Here is a 14,805-nt window from a genome sequence, read left to right on the forward strand (position 1 = left end):
CTGAGGGATCTTGAACGGGTGAGAGCCTTCCGGTTCGGTGTGGATTGCGACGTCTACACCAACAGAAAGGCCCTCGTGGTCCACCGTAATGCACCCCTGACCGAGACCGGTCGCCTGCGTCTGGCCCGCTGCGTCGTCGAGGACGGCTGGCCGCTGCGCCGGGCCGCCGAACGCTTCCAGGTCTCACCGACCACCGCCCAGCGGTGGGCCGATCGCTACCGCCAGCTCGGCGAGGCAGGGATGACCGACCGCTCCAGCCGCCCCCACCACAGCCCGCGCCGCACCCCAACCCACACCGAGCGCCGCATCATCAAGGTCCGGGTCCTGCGCCGGTGGGGACCGGCCCGCATCGCGCACCTGCTACGGCTGGTGCCCTCCACCGTGCACCGCGTCCTGACCCGTTACGGACTGGCCCGCCTTGCCCATCTGGACCGGGCGACGGGCCGTGCCATCCGCCGCTACGAACGAGACCGGCCCGGCGAACTAGTCCACGTCGACATCAAGAAGCTCGGCAACATCCCCGACGGCGGCGGCCACAAAGTCCTCGGCCGGGCTGCGGGGCGCAAGAACCGGACGAACGCCGGCTACAGCTACCTGCACACCGCCGTCGACGACCACTCCCGCCTGGCCTACAGCGAGATACACACCGACGAGAAGAAGGAAACCGCCACCGCCTTCTGGAAACGGGCACACGCCTACTTCACCGAGTGCGGGATCACCGTGGAACGAGTGCTGACCGACAACGGCTCCTGCTACCGCTCACGCGGCTGGCGCGATGCCCTGGCAGCAGCCGGGATCACCCACAAGCGAACCCGGCCCTACCGGCCCCAGACCAACGGCAAGGTCGAACGCTTCAACCGCACCCTGCTGGACGAGTGGGCCTACGCACGGCCCTATCGGTCAGAGACCGAACGCCGCAAAGCGTTCCCACAGTGGCTGCACTCCTACAATCACCACCGCGGACACACCGCCCTGAAAGGGCAACCACCCGCCAGCCGCGTCCCCAACCTCACAAGGCAAAACAGCTAGGCCTGTCTTTCGAGCCAGTGCGGGCCCGGCGGCGGTGGTGCTGAGGCGGTCGCCGGGCCGGGTGGTGAACACACGCCGCAACGTCCGCCACCACGAACGCCGGCCCAGCACTCCGAGATCCACCTCCACTGTCGTCGACCAGGTGATGACCGAGCGCCTGACCCGCACGGCTGGCCGCGGGCCCGCCACTGTTCAGCGGGAACTGCGGGTTCCGCAGGTCGGCCGAGCTGCTTCCGTGCACCCGGCGACCATCCGCGTGGATGGAGGACGAGCCGGGGACGCCCGTACCACCTCGGTGCTCACTGCTTCCTGAAGTACTCGATCACACGCGAGTAGCTGTCATCGGCATGGCCGTCTTCGAGGGCCTTGGTCACGAGGCCGAGGGTGTAGCCGGGGAATCCGGCGTCGATGTTCCGCGCCTCGCTCTCGCGGACCAGGTCCTCGACCGAGGGCCGGTGGTGCTGGAGCGCTCCGTACCGCGTCGCGTACTCACCACGGTCGACCTCGTCGGCGATCATCGGGAAGGACGCCACCAGCGCGGCAACGGACGGACCGGCGTCGTCGAGGAACCGCTTCACCTCGATGCCCTCGCTGGAGAGCAGAGCGGCCGAGTGCAGGAATCCGTTGAGCGCGCCCCACATGGTGCCGTGCACGGCCATTCCGTACAGGGCCGGTACACCGGCGTCGGCCGAAATCAGCGTCCCACGGCCACCGATGAGCCGGAGCGTCGACTCGAACCGGTCGAACACGGCGTCGGAACCGCCGTAGAAAATCACCGTCTCCGCTCCCCCTATGCCCGGAGCGATCGTCATGATCTGCCCATGCAGATACTGCGCGCCCCGGTCCGTGACCCACTCGGCCACCGCCCTGGCCTCCGCGGATGTCCCATCGGTGAGGTTGAGAACCGACCGGCCGGACAGTGCGTCACCCGACGATTCCAGGATCGCGCGGGCCGTCGCATTGCCCTTCACACTGACGACCACGAGCGGACTGGCGGCAACGGCGTCGCGGACAGTCGCGGACCGCTCGGCCCCCCTGGCGACCAGGGCGTCGGCCTTCCGCGGTGTACGGTTCCACACCGTGGTCGGGTGCCCGCCGTCCAGGAAGGCTCCGGCGAGGGTGAAGCCCATCTCACCCAGACCGATCACCGTCACGGCCGGCTGGGGGCTGTTTCGTTCTGAGACAGTGCTCATCAAAGTCGCTCGCTCTCCGGTTGCAGTGGGGCAGCCCGTCCATGGGCGGCCACTGGTGCTACGCGAAACATCACGCTAGAACCTGAACCGAAGTCGAGGTCAAGGATGGCGATCGATCTCGCGACCGGGCACGTGCGGCGGCCGTCGCTACCACTGCGGTCGGGTGTCCCGGTGGCGCGGCCGGTCACCGGAACACCCGTGCGTGACCGCGTCGGTCGCATGGCCGGCTCCCGGCCCGCGCCCGCGTCGGCGGTCATCGCCTTGCGCGCCGCGCGGTTACTCGAACCGCGTCGTGTCGCCCGCGCCCCGGCGTACGATCTCGGCTTCGCCGCCGGAGAAGTCGATGACCGTGGTCGGTTCGGTGCCGCAGTCACCCGAGTCGACCACGGCGTCCACGGCGTGGTCGAGCCGCTCCTTGATCTCCCAGCCTTGCGTCAACGGCTCTTCCTCGTCCGGCAGGAGCAGTGTGCTGGACAGCAGCGGCTCCCCGAGTTCGGCCAGCAGGGCCTGGGTTACCACGTGGTCGGGGATCCGGACCCCGACCGTCTTCTTCTTCGGGTGCATCAGCTGACGCGGCACCTCCCTGGTCGCGGGGAGGATGAAGGTGTAGCTGCCTGGGGTCGCCGCCTTGATCGCACGGAACACATCGTTGTCGACGTGCACGAACTGACCCAGCTGCGCGAAGTTCTCGCACACCAGGGTGAAGTGGTGACGGTCGTCGAGGTTCCGGATCGACCTGATCCGGCCGATGCCGTCACGGTTGCCGAGCTGGCATCCCAGGGCGAAACAGGAGTCCGTCGGATACGCGACCAGCGCGCCGGAGCGGATGATGTCGACGACACTGCTGATGGTGCGCCGCTGGGGGTTCTCGGGGTGTACGTCGAAATACTTCGCCATCCGCCGAGCCTACGCGATCAGGCCACCCGCGCTCACGCGCCGGGACGGCGTCGCCGCGCCCCGAACCTCAGCGGAACCACCCGCCGCGCGTGCTCATCGTTGCCTGGGCCGGGGGTATCACGAGCCGGCCGCTGCGTTCAGGGGCAGGAGCTGGGGGCGTTTCGCGGTGCGGCCCTCGCCGGAGGACCGGCCGCGCAGGCGGCGTCCGAGCCAGGGGCCGAGGAACGCGTACGCCCAGCGCAGTTCGGCCGCTGCGGCTTGGCGTGCTGTGGGGGCCGCCCTCGGAGGCAGGGGGAGCGTCCAGGCGTCGTCGCTGCCGGGCAGGTGGAGGGCGTGGGCGACGGCCGCGGCGATCCGCTCGTGGCCCAGGGGGCCGGCGTGGAGCCGGTCCTCGGTCCACAGCCTCGGGTCGGTGGAAACGGCGTGCCGGCCGGTGTCGGCGACCGTGACGCCGTGGCGGGCGGCCGCGGCGCGGATACGGGCGTTGAGGCCGGACACACGGGACCTGAGCGGCCGGGCAAGCGGTGCGATCCGCCCCACGTCGGGGAAGGTCAGGGTCACGACATGGGCCCCGGTGGCCGAGAGCGCGGCGAACATCTCCTCCAGGTGCCCGGCCACCTCCGCGGCGTCGAAACGGGGCCGGAGCAGGTCGTTGACCCCGGCGGCGACGGTGGCCAGGTCGGGGCGCAGGGCCAGGGCGGGCGCCAGCTGCTCGGCGTGGACCTGGCCGGCGACACGTCCTCGTACGGCGAGATTGGCGTACCGTACACCGGGGTTGACGGCCGCGAGGTGCTCGGCGAGCCGGTCGGCCCAGCCCCGTATGCCGACGGTGTCGTCACCGTCGCCGAGCCCTTCGGTCATGCTGTCGCCCAGGGCGACGTAACGCAGGTATTCACCGCTCGGCATGGGACGTCTTCTGCCTCTCCCGTAGAACGGCCGCGATCCGCAGGCACCAGTCGCGGTGCTCCTGCTCGAAGGTGAGGCCGCGCAGGCACGTCAGGTACGGCCCGATCCGGTCGCCCCGGCGCAGGAACTCCTCTTCGTCCGCGTCGCCGCGCATCTGCCGCAGCAGCTTGCTCAGGAGCTCCACCTTGGCCTCGGCCACGGATGCACGCTCTTCGAGCTGCTCGATGACGGGGGCGGTGCCGATACGGTCGGCGGCCTGGACCTTGACGAGCAGATCGTCGCGGATGAACGACGGTTTCGACGCGGCTTCGGCGAACCTCTCCAGCTCGGCACGACCGGCCTCGGTGACCCGGAACAGCCGTTTGTTGGGCCGGGCCTCCTGGACCACCTGCCGGCCCTCGACGAGCCCGTCCTTCTCCAGCCGGGTCAGCTCGGCGTAGAGCTGCTGGGGCAGGGCGTGCCAGAAGTTGGCGACGCCGATGTCGAACGCCTTCGCCAACTGGTACCCGCTGTACTCACCGTCCAGCAGCGCCGCCAGCACGGCATGCCGCAAGGCCATCCAAAGCGCCCCTTCCCTGTCCTCGTGTGCCTCTGGCATCATACTCAAAAAAGTGATTAGTCATATTGTTGAGTACGGGGAGGGGCTATGGAGAAGACCGCCGAACGTTTCCGCGCCGCAGTGGAGGAGCGCGATCTCGCCGCACTGGACGACCTTTTCACCGAGGACATCCGCCTCTACAGCCCGGTGAAGTTCACGCCCTTCGAAGGCAGGCCCATGGTGCTGGGACTCTTCGGAGTCCTGGTGCGCACCTTCGAGGACCTCCGCTACATCGGACACTTCGAAGGTGCGGCCGAGACCAGCGGCGATGGCCACGAAGCCCCGTCGGCGATCCTGCCCTTCCGGGCCACCGTACGGGGCAAGCAGATCCATGGCATCGATCTGCTCCACTTCGACGAGACGGGCCGGATCAAGGAGTTCACCGTGATGGTCCGGCCCCAGTCCGCCGTGCACGCGCTGGGGGAGGCGGTTCTCGCCGGCCTGGTCGCCGACGGCCTCGTCCCCCGGGCCGCCGACCGCTAGAGCCGGTGGATGGGGCGCTGAGAGTGATGTCTGAGGCGATCGCGAGATTGGCCTCCGCCTCGGGAGTCACGGCAGGCTCGGCCGGCCGCTGCGGAACGATCCCCCGGGATGTCGTGTTCATGGCGCCGGACGGATCGGTCGTCGGGGTGTTGGGCGTGCACGAGCCGGTGCGGGAGCAGGCGGGGCGCACTAGGCGTGCCGGCGCCCCCCCGTGAGGAGTGTGCCGGCTACCCGGCCCGGGGCTGTGCCGGGTAGTCGGCCTGGCGGCGGTGACGGCCTGTCCGCCGGCGCCCGCCGCCTCCGCCGCGAACCGCCCGGCGAGCCGCGTCTCGCCCTGGCCGCCCGGGGCGGGCAGCCACCGCACGGCGGTGGGCCCTCGTCCCGCCATCGCCGCGGCGACGCCGGCTCGGCGTCACGCCCGGGCGACTCCACCACCCGAAAGGGGCGTTGAGCATCCGGCTCGGTACCTCGCGCCGAAACGCGTCGTCCGGCGTGAGCGCCGCGCTCCACCGCTGCAGCACGTACACCGGTGAACGGTCTACGTGGTGCACTTCTCAGGTGACCAGGAGGCAGCGGACGTAGACGACCCCCGGAGCCGTGGCCCTGACGTACCAGCCTCGGTCTCCTTCGGGGCGGGATGCGGATGCCTGTCCGCCCTCGGACAGGTCGAACCCACCTCCGACGGCGTGGGCGCGCCTGTCCGGACACCTGGCGGTCCCCTCGAAGGAGCCGTCTGCGCCGAACTCGAGATGCGCCCGATGCGTGTTCACCTGGGTGGCCTTCACTGCGGGCGCCTCGCCTTGGGCTGCTCCCACAGTGGGGGCGGCAGCGAGAACCGCCCCCACTGTGACGGCGCACAGGGCAGCGACGGTGACGTGGCGGGTCTTGAAGGGACGCATGGGTGCCTCTCTTCCTCTCACGGGGTCTGCCGGTTCCATGCCCTTCGGAGGAAGTCGGCAGAGCCGCAAGGCGGCAACTCGCCATGCCGCCGCACTGACGCTCAGCGCTCCGCCTCCAGCGCATCCGCCGCCGGCCGCGTCGCGCCATGTGTACGACGTACTGATCGGCGAGCGGCCGCAAGGCGGGGCCTTCCGGTGGGGGAGGTCATGCGCCGGCCAGCAGCACCTCCAGTGCCACGGCCGTCTCCGGATGGCGACCGGCCAGTGCCGCGCCTGACGGACCGGGATCCGTTGCGCCCCATGCTCCGTCGCAGCCCAGCAGGCTCGCCACCGCGTCGCACGTCGCGGGGTGGGCGGCGAGCAGCGCCGCCCGTCCCGGCCGATGCACCGCTTCCGGTTCGGGCTGCGCCACCCAGGGCGGCACCCACGCGTCCAGCGCGGCGAGCCGGCCGGGGAAGACGCGTCCGGCCTCACGGATCAGGAGCGGGGCCAACTCGGCGCCGCCCGACCGCAGGGTGGTGATCAGGGTCGGCAGCCACGGCAGCAGCACCGGGTCCGGCAGCCGTCCGAACGCGTTCGACACCGCCTCCACGACGAAGTCGGTGAGGCCCGGGACGGGCTCCAGCGCGTGTACGAGGCCGCTCAGGTAGCGCGGATAGGCGGGCACCACCAAGGGGTTGGCGAGCAGCTCGTCGCACCTCGCCCGGAGGTCCGCGCGGGTAAGGAGCCCGAGCTGCGTCTGGGCCGCCCACAGCAGCGCCGTCTTCGACGGGTCCTGCGGATGCGACTGGGCGACCGCCAGCTCCAGCTGGGTCCGGTCGCAGCCCAGTGACAACGCCAGGCCCTCCATGCTGAACAGGAAGCCCAGCATCGCCGCCACCTGGCGGACCGTGGCGTCGTCGTCGGTGAACGCCGTCGGCAGCAGGGTGCAGTAGTGCGCGTATCCGGTCTTGACGAAGGACTCGATCCACGGTGGCAGCACCGGCTCGCTGGTGCGGTAGTGCGCCAGCAGCCGCCGCACGCGGCGCAGCACCTCCGGTGCGCCGTCGACACTGCGTTCGGCCGACAGCACCTCCAGGGCGCGGGTGCCCAGCTCGTCGGTGAGACGGCGGCTGCGCAGGTACAGCGTCGCGTCCTCGACGGCTTCCAGGACGGTCGCCGCGGTGGCGTGCGGGCCGTATGCCGTGCGGCGCAGGCGCTGCTCGAGGACCTGTTCGATGCTGACGCCCTCGTAGCCGAGTTCGATGAGCGCACGCTGGTGGGTGCCCAGCGCCAGATCCCACGACTCCTGGATCGGCCGCTCGCCGAGGCGCCGCTCGCCCATGATGGGCCGTGCGGCGCCCTGCGGCATCAGGTAGCGCAGCATCCACAGCACGTCGGAGCACCGCTCCAGTCCGGGCTGGGAGGCGATGTCCAGCAACGCCCGCTGCACGCCGCGCTGCTGAAGTTTCAACCGCAAGGGCGCGAGCCGGTCGTGTACGTCACGTGCCAGGGGCGGCAGCGCGTCGTAGCCGACCTGGCCGACCCGGTCGCCGCCCATCATGATCTCCACGAGCCGGCGCACATCGCGCCGGCCCGGCACGGAGTCCTTCTCGATGCAGGTGACGGCCGCGTCCTGGAAGTCGTACGGCGTCGGCCGGGCCCGGTCGCGCATTCCGGCCAGCAGGATCGACGTCTCGAACACCGCGATGGCGTCGGCGGTGGAGGCGAGATAGCCGTTGCGGCGCGCGGCGCGCACGATCTCCACCGACCAGCCGAGCAGTTCGGCCTCGTCCAGCTGGTCCAGGACGGACGGCTGTCGCAGGAAGCCGGTCAGCTTGTCCGAGGGAGCGACCGCCGGTACGGGAGCCGGCGCGGCCACGGCCCTCTTGGCCTTCGACTTGCTCGTCCCCGCCTGTCCCGCCAGGCGGAATGGCTCCACGCGGGTGCGCCTGAGGTTCTTCGCCCAGACCGTCGCGGCGATGGACACCGAACCGGCGGCGAGGCCGAACTGCGCCTCGATCGCCGCGTGGCTGGAAGGGATCAGGCCGTGCTGCCACGTGGTGGCAGTGCGCGGACCGATCTCGAAGGTGTCCGTGCCGTGGACCCCGAACTCCGGGACGCGGCTGGCCGCGTGGAAGGCGCCGCAGACGTACAGACAGTTGGCGGGATCCGTGCCGGTGGCGGCCAGGTGCTCGCGCATCCTGGTCCACATGTAGCGCTCGCGGTCCTCGTCCACGCGCACCCGATGGCGATCGCCGGGCGCCAGGCGCCTGAAGAGGCTGCCGATCAGGAGCATGACCTGGCGGTAGGTGTCGTGGTCGCAGTCGCCGAGCGGCAGCTCGACGTACTGGTGCCACCACTCCGACCAGTGCCGCACCTTGCCGTGGCGCAGCAGGTGCTCCTCCAGATCGGCGAAGCGCGGCCGCAGGTCACCGATCTCCACACCGATCGCGTCGCCGTGCAGCGCGGCCTCCTCCTCGGCGGGCGGCGCGTCCGGGTCGGCCGGCCCGGTGGAGTGCGACCCGCGGGCGTCCCACTGGAAGACGTGGTCGGAGGAGCGGTCGACGAGGACCAGTTCGACACCCGGCGTGTCCAGGGCGTAGGCGATCGCCTGGTACTCGGCCGAGGCCTCGGTGATCGGTGCGACCACCGACAGCGGGGACCACTCGGCCGGGAATCCTTCGACCGCGGTGGCGAATGCCTGGACCGCCACCGGCAGCGTGCAGTTGCGCAGTTCGGTCAGCAGTGGCGCCATGTCCTCGCACAGTTCCAAGTACACGACCTTCGGCTGCTTCTCCCGCAGGCGGCGTGCCATGGCGATCGCCGAGGCGGGCGAGTGGTGGCAGACGGGGAAGATCTCCAGTGGCTCGCGCACCGCGCGGTCCACGTCGTCGACGATGCCGAGGAGGATGCCCTCCAGCGCGTCCGGCCCGTCGGCGAACGTCGCGGCGGCCTCCTGCAGCTGCCCGCGCAGTGCCTCGAAGGTCCCCTCGTGCGTACCGCTCATGACAGGGTGGCGATCGCGTCGCGGCCGCCCTCCAGGAACTCCGGCCACGAGCCGCCCTCGTCCTTGCTGCGCGGCTCGACGACGCCGTGCAGGTACTTGTTGAGGATGGCGAGGTCCTCGGGCTCGCGGCGGGTCAGCGACCCGACGAGCGAGGAGGCCAGTGTGTGGGCGGTCAGCGCGCGCTCGCCGAAGAAGTTGCTGTGCAGGATCGCGTCCTCGAGCACGCCGATCTGTTCCGCCGTGGACAGCGCGGACTCCAGCTTCTCGTCGTCGCTGCCGGCCGCGGCCGCCGAGGCACGCAGATCGGCGAAGCTCCGCAGCAGCACGTCCAGCAGTGTCGGCGGCACGTCAAGCTCGATCCGGTGGCGTCGCAGCAGCTCCTCGGTGCGGAAGCGCACGATCTCCGCCTCGCTCTTCTTGTTCGTCACCACCGGGATGCGTACGAAGTTGAAGCGGCGCTTGAGCGCGGAGGACAGGTCGTTGACGCCCCGGTCGCGGCTGTTGGCGGTGGCGATGACCGAGAACCCGGGCTTGGCGAAGACGATGTTGTCACTGTCCAGTTCCGGGACCGAGATGTACTTCTCGGACAGGATCGAGATCAGCGCGTCCTGGACGTCGCTGGTGGAGCGGGTGAGCTCCTCGAAACGGCCGATGGACCCGGATTCCATCGCGGTCATGATCGGCGAGGGGATCATCGACTCCCGGGACTGGCCCTTGGCGATGACCATGGAAACGTTCCAGGAGTACTTGATGTGGTCCTCGGTGGTGCCCGCCGTGCCCTGCACCACCAGTGTGGAGTTGCGGCAGATCGCGGCGGACAACAGCTCGGCCAGCCAGCTCTTTCCCGTGCCGGGGTCGCCTATGAGCAGCAGACCGCGGTCGGAGGCCAGTGTGACGATGGACCGCTCGACGAAGCTGCGGTCGCCGAACCACTTCTGCGAGATCTCCCGCTCCAGGCCGTCGGAGCGCTCGGAGCCAAGGATGAACAGGCGGACCATCTTCGGGGACAGGCGCCAGGAGAAGGGCTTGGGGCCGTCGTCGACGGACTCCAGCCAGTCCAGCTCCTCGGCGTACTTGATCTCGGCGGGCGCGCGCAACAGGTCGGACATAACAGGGCCTTTCTCGGCGAGTCTTGAGGGATGTCCAGAGGGATGTCTAGGCGAGGAACGTCTTGAGTTCGTGGACGAGCTTGCGGATGTGGCCGGAGAGCACCGGCGTACCGAGGTCCTTGAACCGCTCCCGGAACCACGGGTTCACGCTGCCGCGCCCCGAGCTGGTCACCGAGCCGACCGGGATGAACTTGGCTCCTGAGCGGTGAATGGCCGCCATGCTTTCGAACAGCGGCTCGGTCCGCCATTCGTAGAAGTCGGAGATCCACACCACCACGGTGTTGCGGGGCTCGGCGATCTTGGGTTGGGCCAGTGCCATGGCGACCGTGCCGTCGGTGCCGCCGCCGAGATTGGTGCGCAGCAGCGTCTCGAAGGGGTCATGCACCCAGGGCGTGAGGTCGAGTGCCTGCGTGTCGTACGCGATCAGGTGGACGTCCACCTTCGGCAGCCCGGCGAAGATCGACGCCAGGATGGTGCAGTTCACCATCGAGTCGACCATGGAGCCCGACTGGTCCACGACGACGATGAGCCGCTGGGGCGTCGTCTTGCGGGCGGTGTGCCGGTAGTAGAGGCGGTCGACGTACAACCGCTCCTCCTCCGGGCTCCAGTTGGTCAGGTTTTTCCAGATCGTGCGGTCGAGGTCGAGGTTGCGGAACACCCGCTTGGGCGGGACGGAGCGGTCCAGGGCGCCTGCCGTGGCCTTCTCCACCTGGGTGCGCAGCACTTCGGCGACCTCGTCGACGAAGCGGCGGATCAGGGCCTTGGCATTGGCCAGGGCCACGCCCGAGAGGTTGTTCTTGTCCCGCAGCAACTGCTCGATCAGCGACATGCTCGGGGTGAGCTGCGCGGCGAGCCTGGGGTCGGCCAGTACCTCACGCAGCTGCATCCGCCTGACGAGGTCGGCCTCGATGGCGCCGAGTTCCGGTCCGATCGCCGGGATCAGCCGACCGAGATCGGGCGTCGTGCCGCGGCCGCCGGTGCCGGTCGGGCTCACGCCCCCACCGGCCGAGCCTCCCCCGGCTCCCGCACCCGCCCCTGCCCCCGCTCCTCCGCCGGCGCGGCCGCCACGCAGTTCGCCGGGCTTGCAGCCCAGTGCGCGCTCCAGCCACCCCGCGTCGGACTGCCAGCGGGCCAGCTGTCCGGCCGTGACCGTGCCGGAGCCGGAGGCGAAGACGTTGAGCAGCACCTTCGACACCAGTGCCGCGCGCCGCACTTCGCCGGCGCGATCCCGGCCGCCCTCGTCTTCGGTGGGCTCGGGCGCCATCAGACCGTCGAACTCGGCGGCCAGCTCCGGGTGGCGCTGCACGATCGAGTCGACGGAGGCCTGGGGGTCCAGCAACGCGGACGGCAGGCCGATGTCCTCGACGACGGCGAGGCTCGCCGACTCCAGCGTGGGCTGCTCCTCGTGGTCGAAGAGGCGGGCGAGGAGCCGCCAGTACAGCACCTGACGGCGGTTGTCGTGGGGGTCCGCCCCGGGCGTCCGCGAGGTCGGCCCCCCGGCCGGCTGCCCGGCTGCGGCCGTTGGCCCGCTCGTGTGCTCGGTCATTTCCGCAGCAACCTTCCGGCCCGCTCCCGCAGCACTGCCACGGCGTCGGTGGCGGCCTTCTCGGCCTTGATACCGGCCTTGTCGGTCGTGCCCCCGGCCCATCCGCCGGCGTGGAGTGTGACGGCCTTCTTCCGTACGGTGGTCTCGACGGCCAGGGGCTGGACCCGATACGAGCCGGCGTCCCAGCGGAGCAGCCCGATGCACGCTCCGGACGCCGCGACGGCCTCGGGGGTGAGCGGTCCGGCGGCCGGCACGCGGTCGGTGTCGACGGCCAGGGCGTAACCGGCGGTGCTGAACGTCAGGCCGTCGTCGTCACTGTGAGCGGTGTAGCCCTCCAGGAACACGGGTACGGCGATGCGGGCCGGGTGCCGGTCCAGCGGCGCGGTCACCGGATCGGTCGCGGCCGGAAGGGCGACGCGAGCGGTGGCGAACGCGTCGGTGGGCTCACCCGGGCGGGCGTGCTCGTCGGTCCAGAGCAGATCGCCCTCGGCGGTGACCGGCATGCCGGCCAGGTCCATCGAGCGGCCTTCGCCGACGGCTGCCAGGAGCGACATGTGCGGGCGGAGCAGCTGCCAGAGCCCGGCTCCGACGACCGTGTCCGGCTTCGGCGCCGACACGGCCGCACGTACCAGGCGGGGCGTGGAGCCGTCCGCGGGCTCGAACACCGCGTGGACCTGGGCCTGTACGGCGGTGGCGTGCTCATGGACGTCGACCCCGAGGGGCAACAGGCGGCCGGTCGCCGTGTCCGCCGTGGGCACGCCGGCGGCGCCGGGCACCGTCAGCAGCATGGCACGCGACCACAGGTCGGCCCAGCGGCGTACCGGAACGCGCTCCAGGCTCGCACCGGGGCAGGAAGCGGCCAGTTCGGCGGCGAAGCCGTCGAGGAGCGTGGCCAGGCGGCGCAGGAAGGGGTCCGGAAGCATCGCGGAGACCACGTGCGCCGCCCCGGAAACCACGTCGTGGTCGATTCCCTGCCACCCGGCGCGTGCCACATCGGCCAGCCACGAACGGGCGGCGGCGAGCACGTTCGCCGCCTGCTGCCCACCGGAGGCCGGGAGGGACGCCTCGCCGCGGGGCCGGCCGGTCGCCTCCCCGACGCGGACCATCAGCGCGTCATGGACCGAGCCGAGCAGCGCGGCGCGGGCGGCGGCGAGGGCGACGAAATGGTCCTCGCTCGCCGCTCCGTCCGCCGTCTTTTCGGCCGCCTCGGCGACCCTGGACGCCAACGGGGACCCCGCCACGGCGTGGGCGAGCCGGGCCAGGCCGGCGGCCTGGGCGGGTTGGGGACGGAGCAGGCCGACGACGAGAGCCTGGTCGAATGCGTCGACGGCCTCCAGGGCTTCGTCGAGCCCGGCGATGGGCTCGGAGAGCAGGTCGACGCGCTCCCCCGCGCTCGAACCGAGCGCGCGCGGGGGCACCCCCATCGCCACCGCCCTGGTCGGCGGGAACCACTGCATCTCTGGCAACGGCCCCGTGCTCGGGGCGAGTTCCAGGTAAGCCAGATGGCGCAGGAACCGGCTGAACACGGGCCCGGCGGCATTGGTGTCCCCGCGCGGTGGACGCGCGTTGCTCATGTCGGCGGTGATGGTCTGCGCGCTCGGCGCCCCGTCCACGGCCTCGGCCTTGAGATAGCGGGCGACGCGCTCGGCGCCGTACTGGAGCACCGCCTCGTTGATCAGGGCGCGGATGTGATTGCAGAACGAGCCGCGCGCACCGCCGCAGGGCCGGTTGTTGTTGGTGCTGCAGGCGAACGCGTAGGTGCCGGCCGCGACCGACGAGACATAGACCCTCTCGATGTCCGAGCCACTGGACACCACACCCTGCAAGCGCCCGTCGGCCAGCTCGACGAACGGCACCTTGGCGAGCTTGCGTGGCCGTGCGGGCGCTGTCACCCGCGCCGTGCTCGACCTTTCCCAGTCTGACAACTCCCAGTCTGACAACGCACCATCTCCCATGCGTGAGGGGGCATCCGCGCCACTCCGGCGGAACACGACTGAACATACTTGCGACCACTGACAACGCAGCCGTGGTGCGTCCGGCGGCCGGCGACGTGGGGAGCGGTGCGTCCAGGAGGAGATGGGGGTGCGTCCGACGAGCGAGGCGGGAGGGCCGCACGAAGGGGCGGAGTCGTCCAGGGCCCGGGACGGCTTCGATTCCGCGGGGAGCGCGGCCACGTCCGGGGCGTCGTCGGGTTGCGAGGGAGAGTGCGGAGGGCAGCCCCTGACTGCGTGCAGGCCCCCCGGCGGCCCCAGGGCTGCCGGGACGGGGCTGCATGCTCAGGTAGTCGGGAGTCAGTTGGCGGGAGCCTGGTACAGGCCGCGGCCTGCGCGGCGGGCGCGGGAGGTCGCGACGAGACGGTCGAGGGTGCTGCGTACGGTGTTGATGGCGCCGGTGGTGTCGTCGCGGCCGAGCTCCTTGGCGACGTCCCTGGCACGCAGAGGCGTGTCGCCGCTGCGGGCGAGCACGGCGGCGACCTGATCGGTCAGGCCGCCGGTGTTGTCGGGAGCGGGGGAGGAGTCCTTGGCGGCCGTCTTCCTGGCCTTCGGGGCCTTCACCGCAGTGGTCTTCTTCGCCGTGTCGGTCTTCTTCGCCTGGCGCGGCTTGGCCGCCGGCTTGGTGGTCCTCTTGGTGGTCTTCTTGGCCGTGCTCTTCCGCCCGGAGGCAGTGGCACGGCGCGTGCGCGGTGCCGGAGCGTCCTGTGCGGTGGCCGTCTCCGTCTCCGGCGCCTTCTCCAGCTCCGTCTCCGGCACCGTCTCCAGCTCCGCCTCCGGGGCCACCTCGGCCTCCGGCACCGCTTCGGACACGGGCTCGGCCTCGGGTGTTGCGACAGCGGACTGCACCGCTTCCCCGGCGTCCGCGCGTACTTCGGAGCGCGGTGCCGGAATCGCCACGGTGGACAGGGCCTGCAGCGCGGTGAGAGCACTGCGGACCGATTCGAGCCGCTCGGTGACGGCTGCGAGGTCCTTCTCCAGCGCCTGCTGGTGCTGTTCGAGTTGGGGGAGTTCTTCCCTCAGCAGCGCGGTGGTTGTTTCGATGCTTCCTGCTGCGGTCGCCGAGTTCGGCATGTGCCCTCCTGCGGGTTCGTGAAGTATGTGAGGGATGGGGACTGCGTTGCAGGGTAAGGCTGTGGCGTTGCGACAAGCAAACAAGGCGACC

11 protein-coding genes and 1 pseudogene are annotated in these 14,805 nt (G+C 70.9%); 2 read left to right on the forward strand and 10 right to left on the reverse strand.

From position 1 onward, the window contains the following. The first annotated feature begins 75 nt into the window (after positions 1-75). Positions 76-1,029 (forward strand): IS481 family transposase, encoded by a 954-nt coding sequence (locus AMK26_RS20720; protein WP_073756319.1) that lies wholly within the window; start codon positions 76-78, stop codon positions 1,027-1,029. Positions 1,030-1,328: 299 nt separating this feature from the next. On the opposite strand, the gene AMK26_RS20725 is transcribed toward AMK26_RS20720, so the two are convergent. From AMK26_RS20725 to AMK26_RS20740, 4 genes are all read right to left on the reverse strand, one after another. Beyond that, positions 1,329-2,222 carry an NAD(P)-dependent oxidoreductase gene (locus AMK26_RS20725; protein WP_073756156.1) on the reverse strand — a complete coding sequence of 298 codons (894 nt, stop codon included), beginning with the start codon at positions 2,220-2,222 and terminating at the stop codon, positions 1,329-1,331. 276 nt (positions 2,223-2,498) lie between these two features. Continuing rightward, the gene (locus tag AMK26_RS20730) at positions 2,499-3,119 is read right to left on the reverse strand and encodes an L-threonylcarbamoyladenylate synthase (protein ID WP_073756157.1); all 621 of its coding nucleotides are present in this window, start codon (positions 3,117-3,119) and stop codon (positions 2,499-2,501) included. 117 nt (positions 3,120-3,236) lie between these two features. After that, positions 3,237-4,025, reverse strand: coding sequence for an SGNH/GDSL hydrolase family protein (locus AMK26_RS20735; protein WP_073756158.1), 789 nt, complete (start codon positions 4,023-4,025; stop codon positions 3,237-3,239). Beyond that, positions 4,012-4,584 carry a PadR family transcriptional regulator gene (locus tag AMK26_RS20740; protein WP_073756159.1) on the reverse strand — a complete coding sequence of 191 codons (573 nt, stop codon included), beginning with the start codon at positions 4,582-4,584 and terminating at the stop codon, positions 4,012-4,014. The genes AMK26_RS20735 and AMK26_RS20740 overlap by 14 nt, the downstream gene beginning before the upstream one ends. Positions 4,585-4,671: 87 nt before the next feature. Here AMK26_RS20740 and AMK26_RS20745 point away from each other — a divergent pair, with 87 nt between their 5' ends. After that, entirely contained in the window at positions 4,672-5,106 is a 435-nt protein-coding gene (locus tag AMK26_RS20745; protein WP_073756160.1) for a nuclear transport factor 2 family protein, read from the forward strand. 1,104 nt (positions 5,107-6,210) lie between these two features. Here the strand turns inward: AMK26_RS20745 and AMK26_RS20760 are convergent. The 6 genes and pseudogenes from AMK26_RS20760 to AMK26_RS37050 form a co-directional block, all read right to left on the reverse strand. Beyond that, positions 6,211-8,994 (reverse strand): DUF5682 family protein, encoded by a 2,784-nt coding sequence (locus AMK26_RS20760; protein ID WP_073756163.1) that lies wholly within the window; start codon positions 8,992-8,994, stop codon positions 6,211-6,213. Then, a complete protein-coding gene (locus tag AMK26_RS20765; protein ID WP_073756164.1) occupies positions 8,991-10,103 on the reverse strand; it encodes an ATP-binding protein in 1,113 nt (370 codons plus the stop codon). The genes AMK26_RS20760 and AMK26_RS20765 overlap by 4 nt, the downstream gene beginning before the upstream one ends. Positions 10,104-10,149: 46 nt before the next feature. Next, positions 10,150-11,649: a vWA domain-containing protein gene (locus AMK26_RS20770; protein ID WP_073756165.1), complete on the reverse strand. Its 1,500-nt coding sequence runs from the start codon at positions 11,647-11,649 to the stop codon at positions 10,150-10,152. Beyond that, positions 11,646-13,073, reverse strand: a complete 1,428-nt coding sequence (locus tag AMK26_RS20775; RefSeq protein ID WP_073756320.1) for a hypothetical protein — start codon at positions 13,071-13,073, stop codon at positions 11,646-11,648. The genes AMK26_RS20770 and AMK26_RS20775 overlap by 4 nt, the downstream gene beginning before the upstream one ends. After that, positions 13,074-13,604, reverse strand: a pseudogene (locus AMK26_RS36270) (hypothetical protein); the annotation flags it as partial. A gap of 336 nt (positions 13,605-13,940) precedes the next feature. Next, complete coding sequence (locus AMK26_RS37050) at positions 13,941-14,714, reverse strand: hypothetical protein (protein ID WP_073756166.1); 774 nt, start codon at positions 14,712-14,714, stop codon at positions 13,941-13,943. Between the last annotated feature and the right edge of the window lie 91 nt (positions 14,715-14,805).

The sequence above is a fragment of the Streptomyces sp. CB03234 genome, assembly GCF_001905885.1.
Classification (GTDB): domain Bacteria; phylum Actinomycetota; class Actinomycetes; order Streptomycetales; family Streptomycetaceae; genus Streptomyces.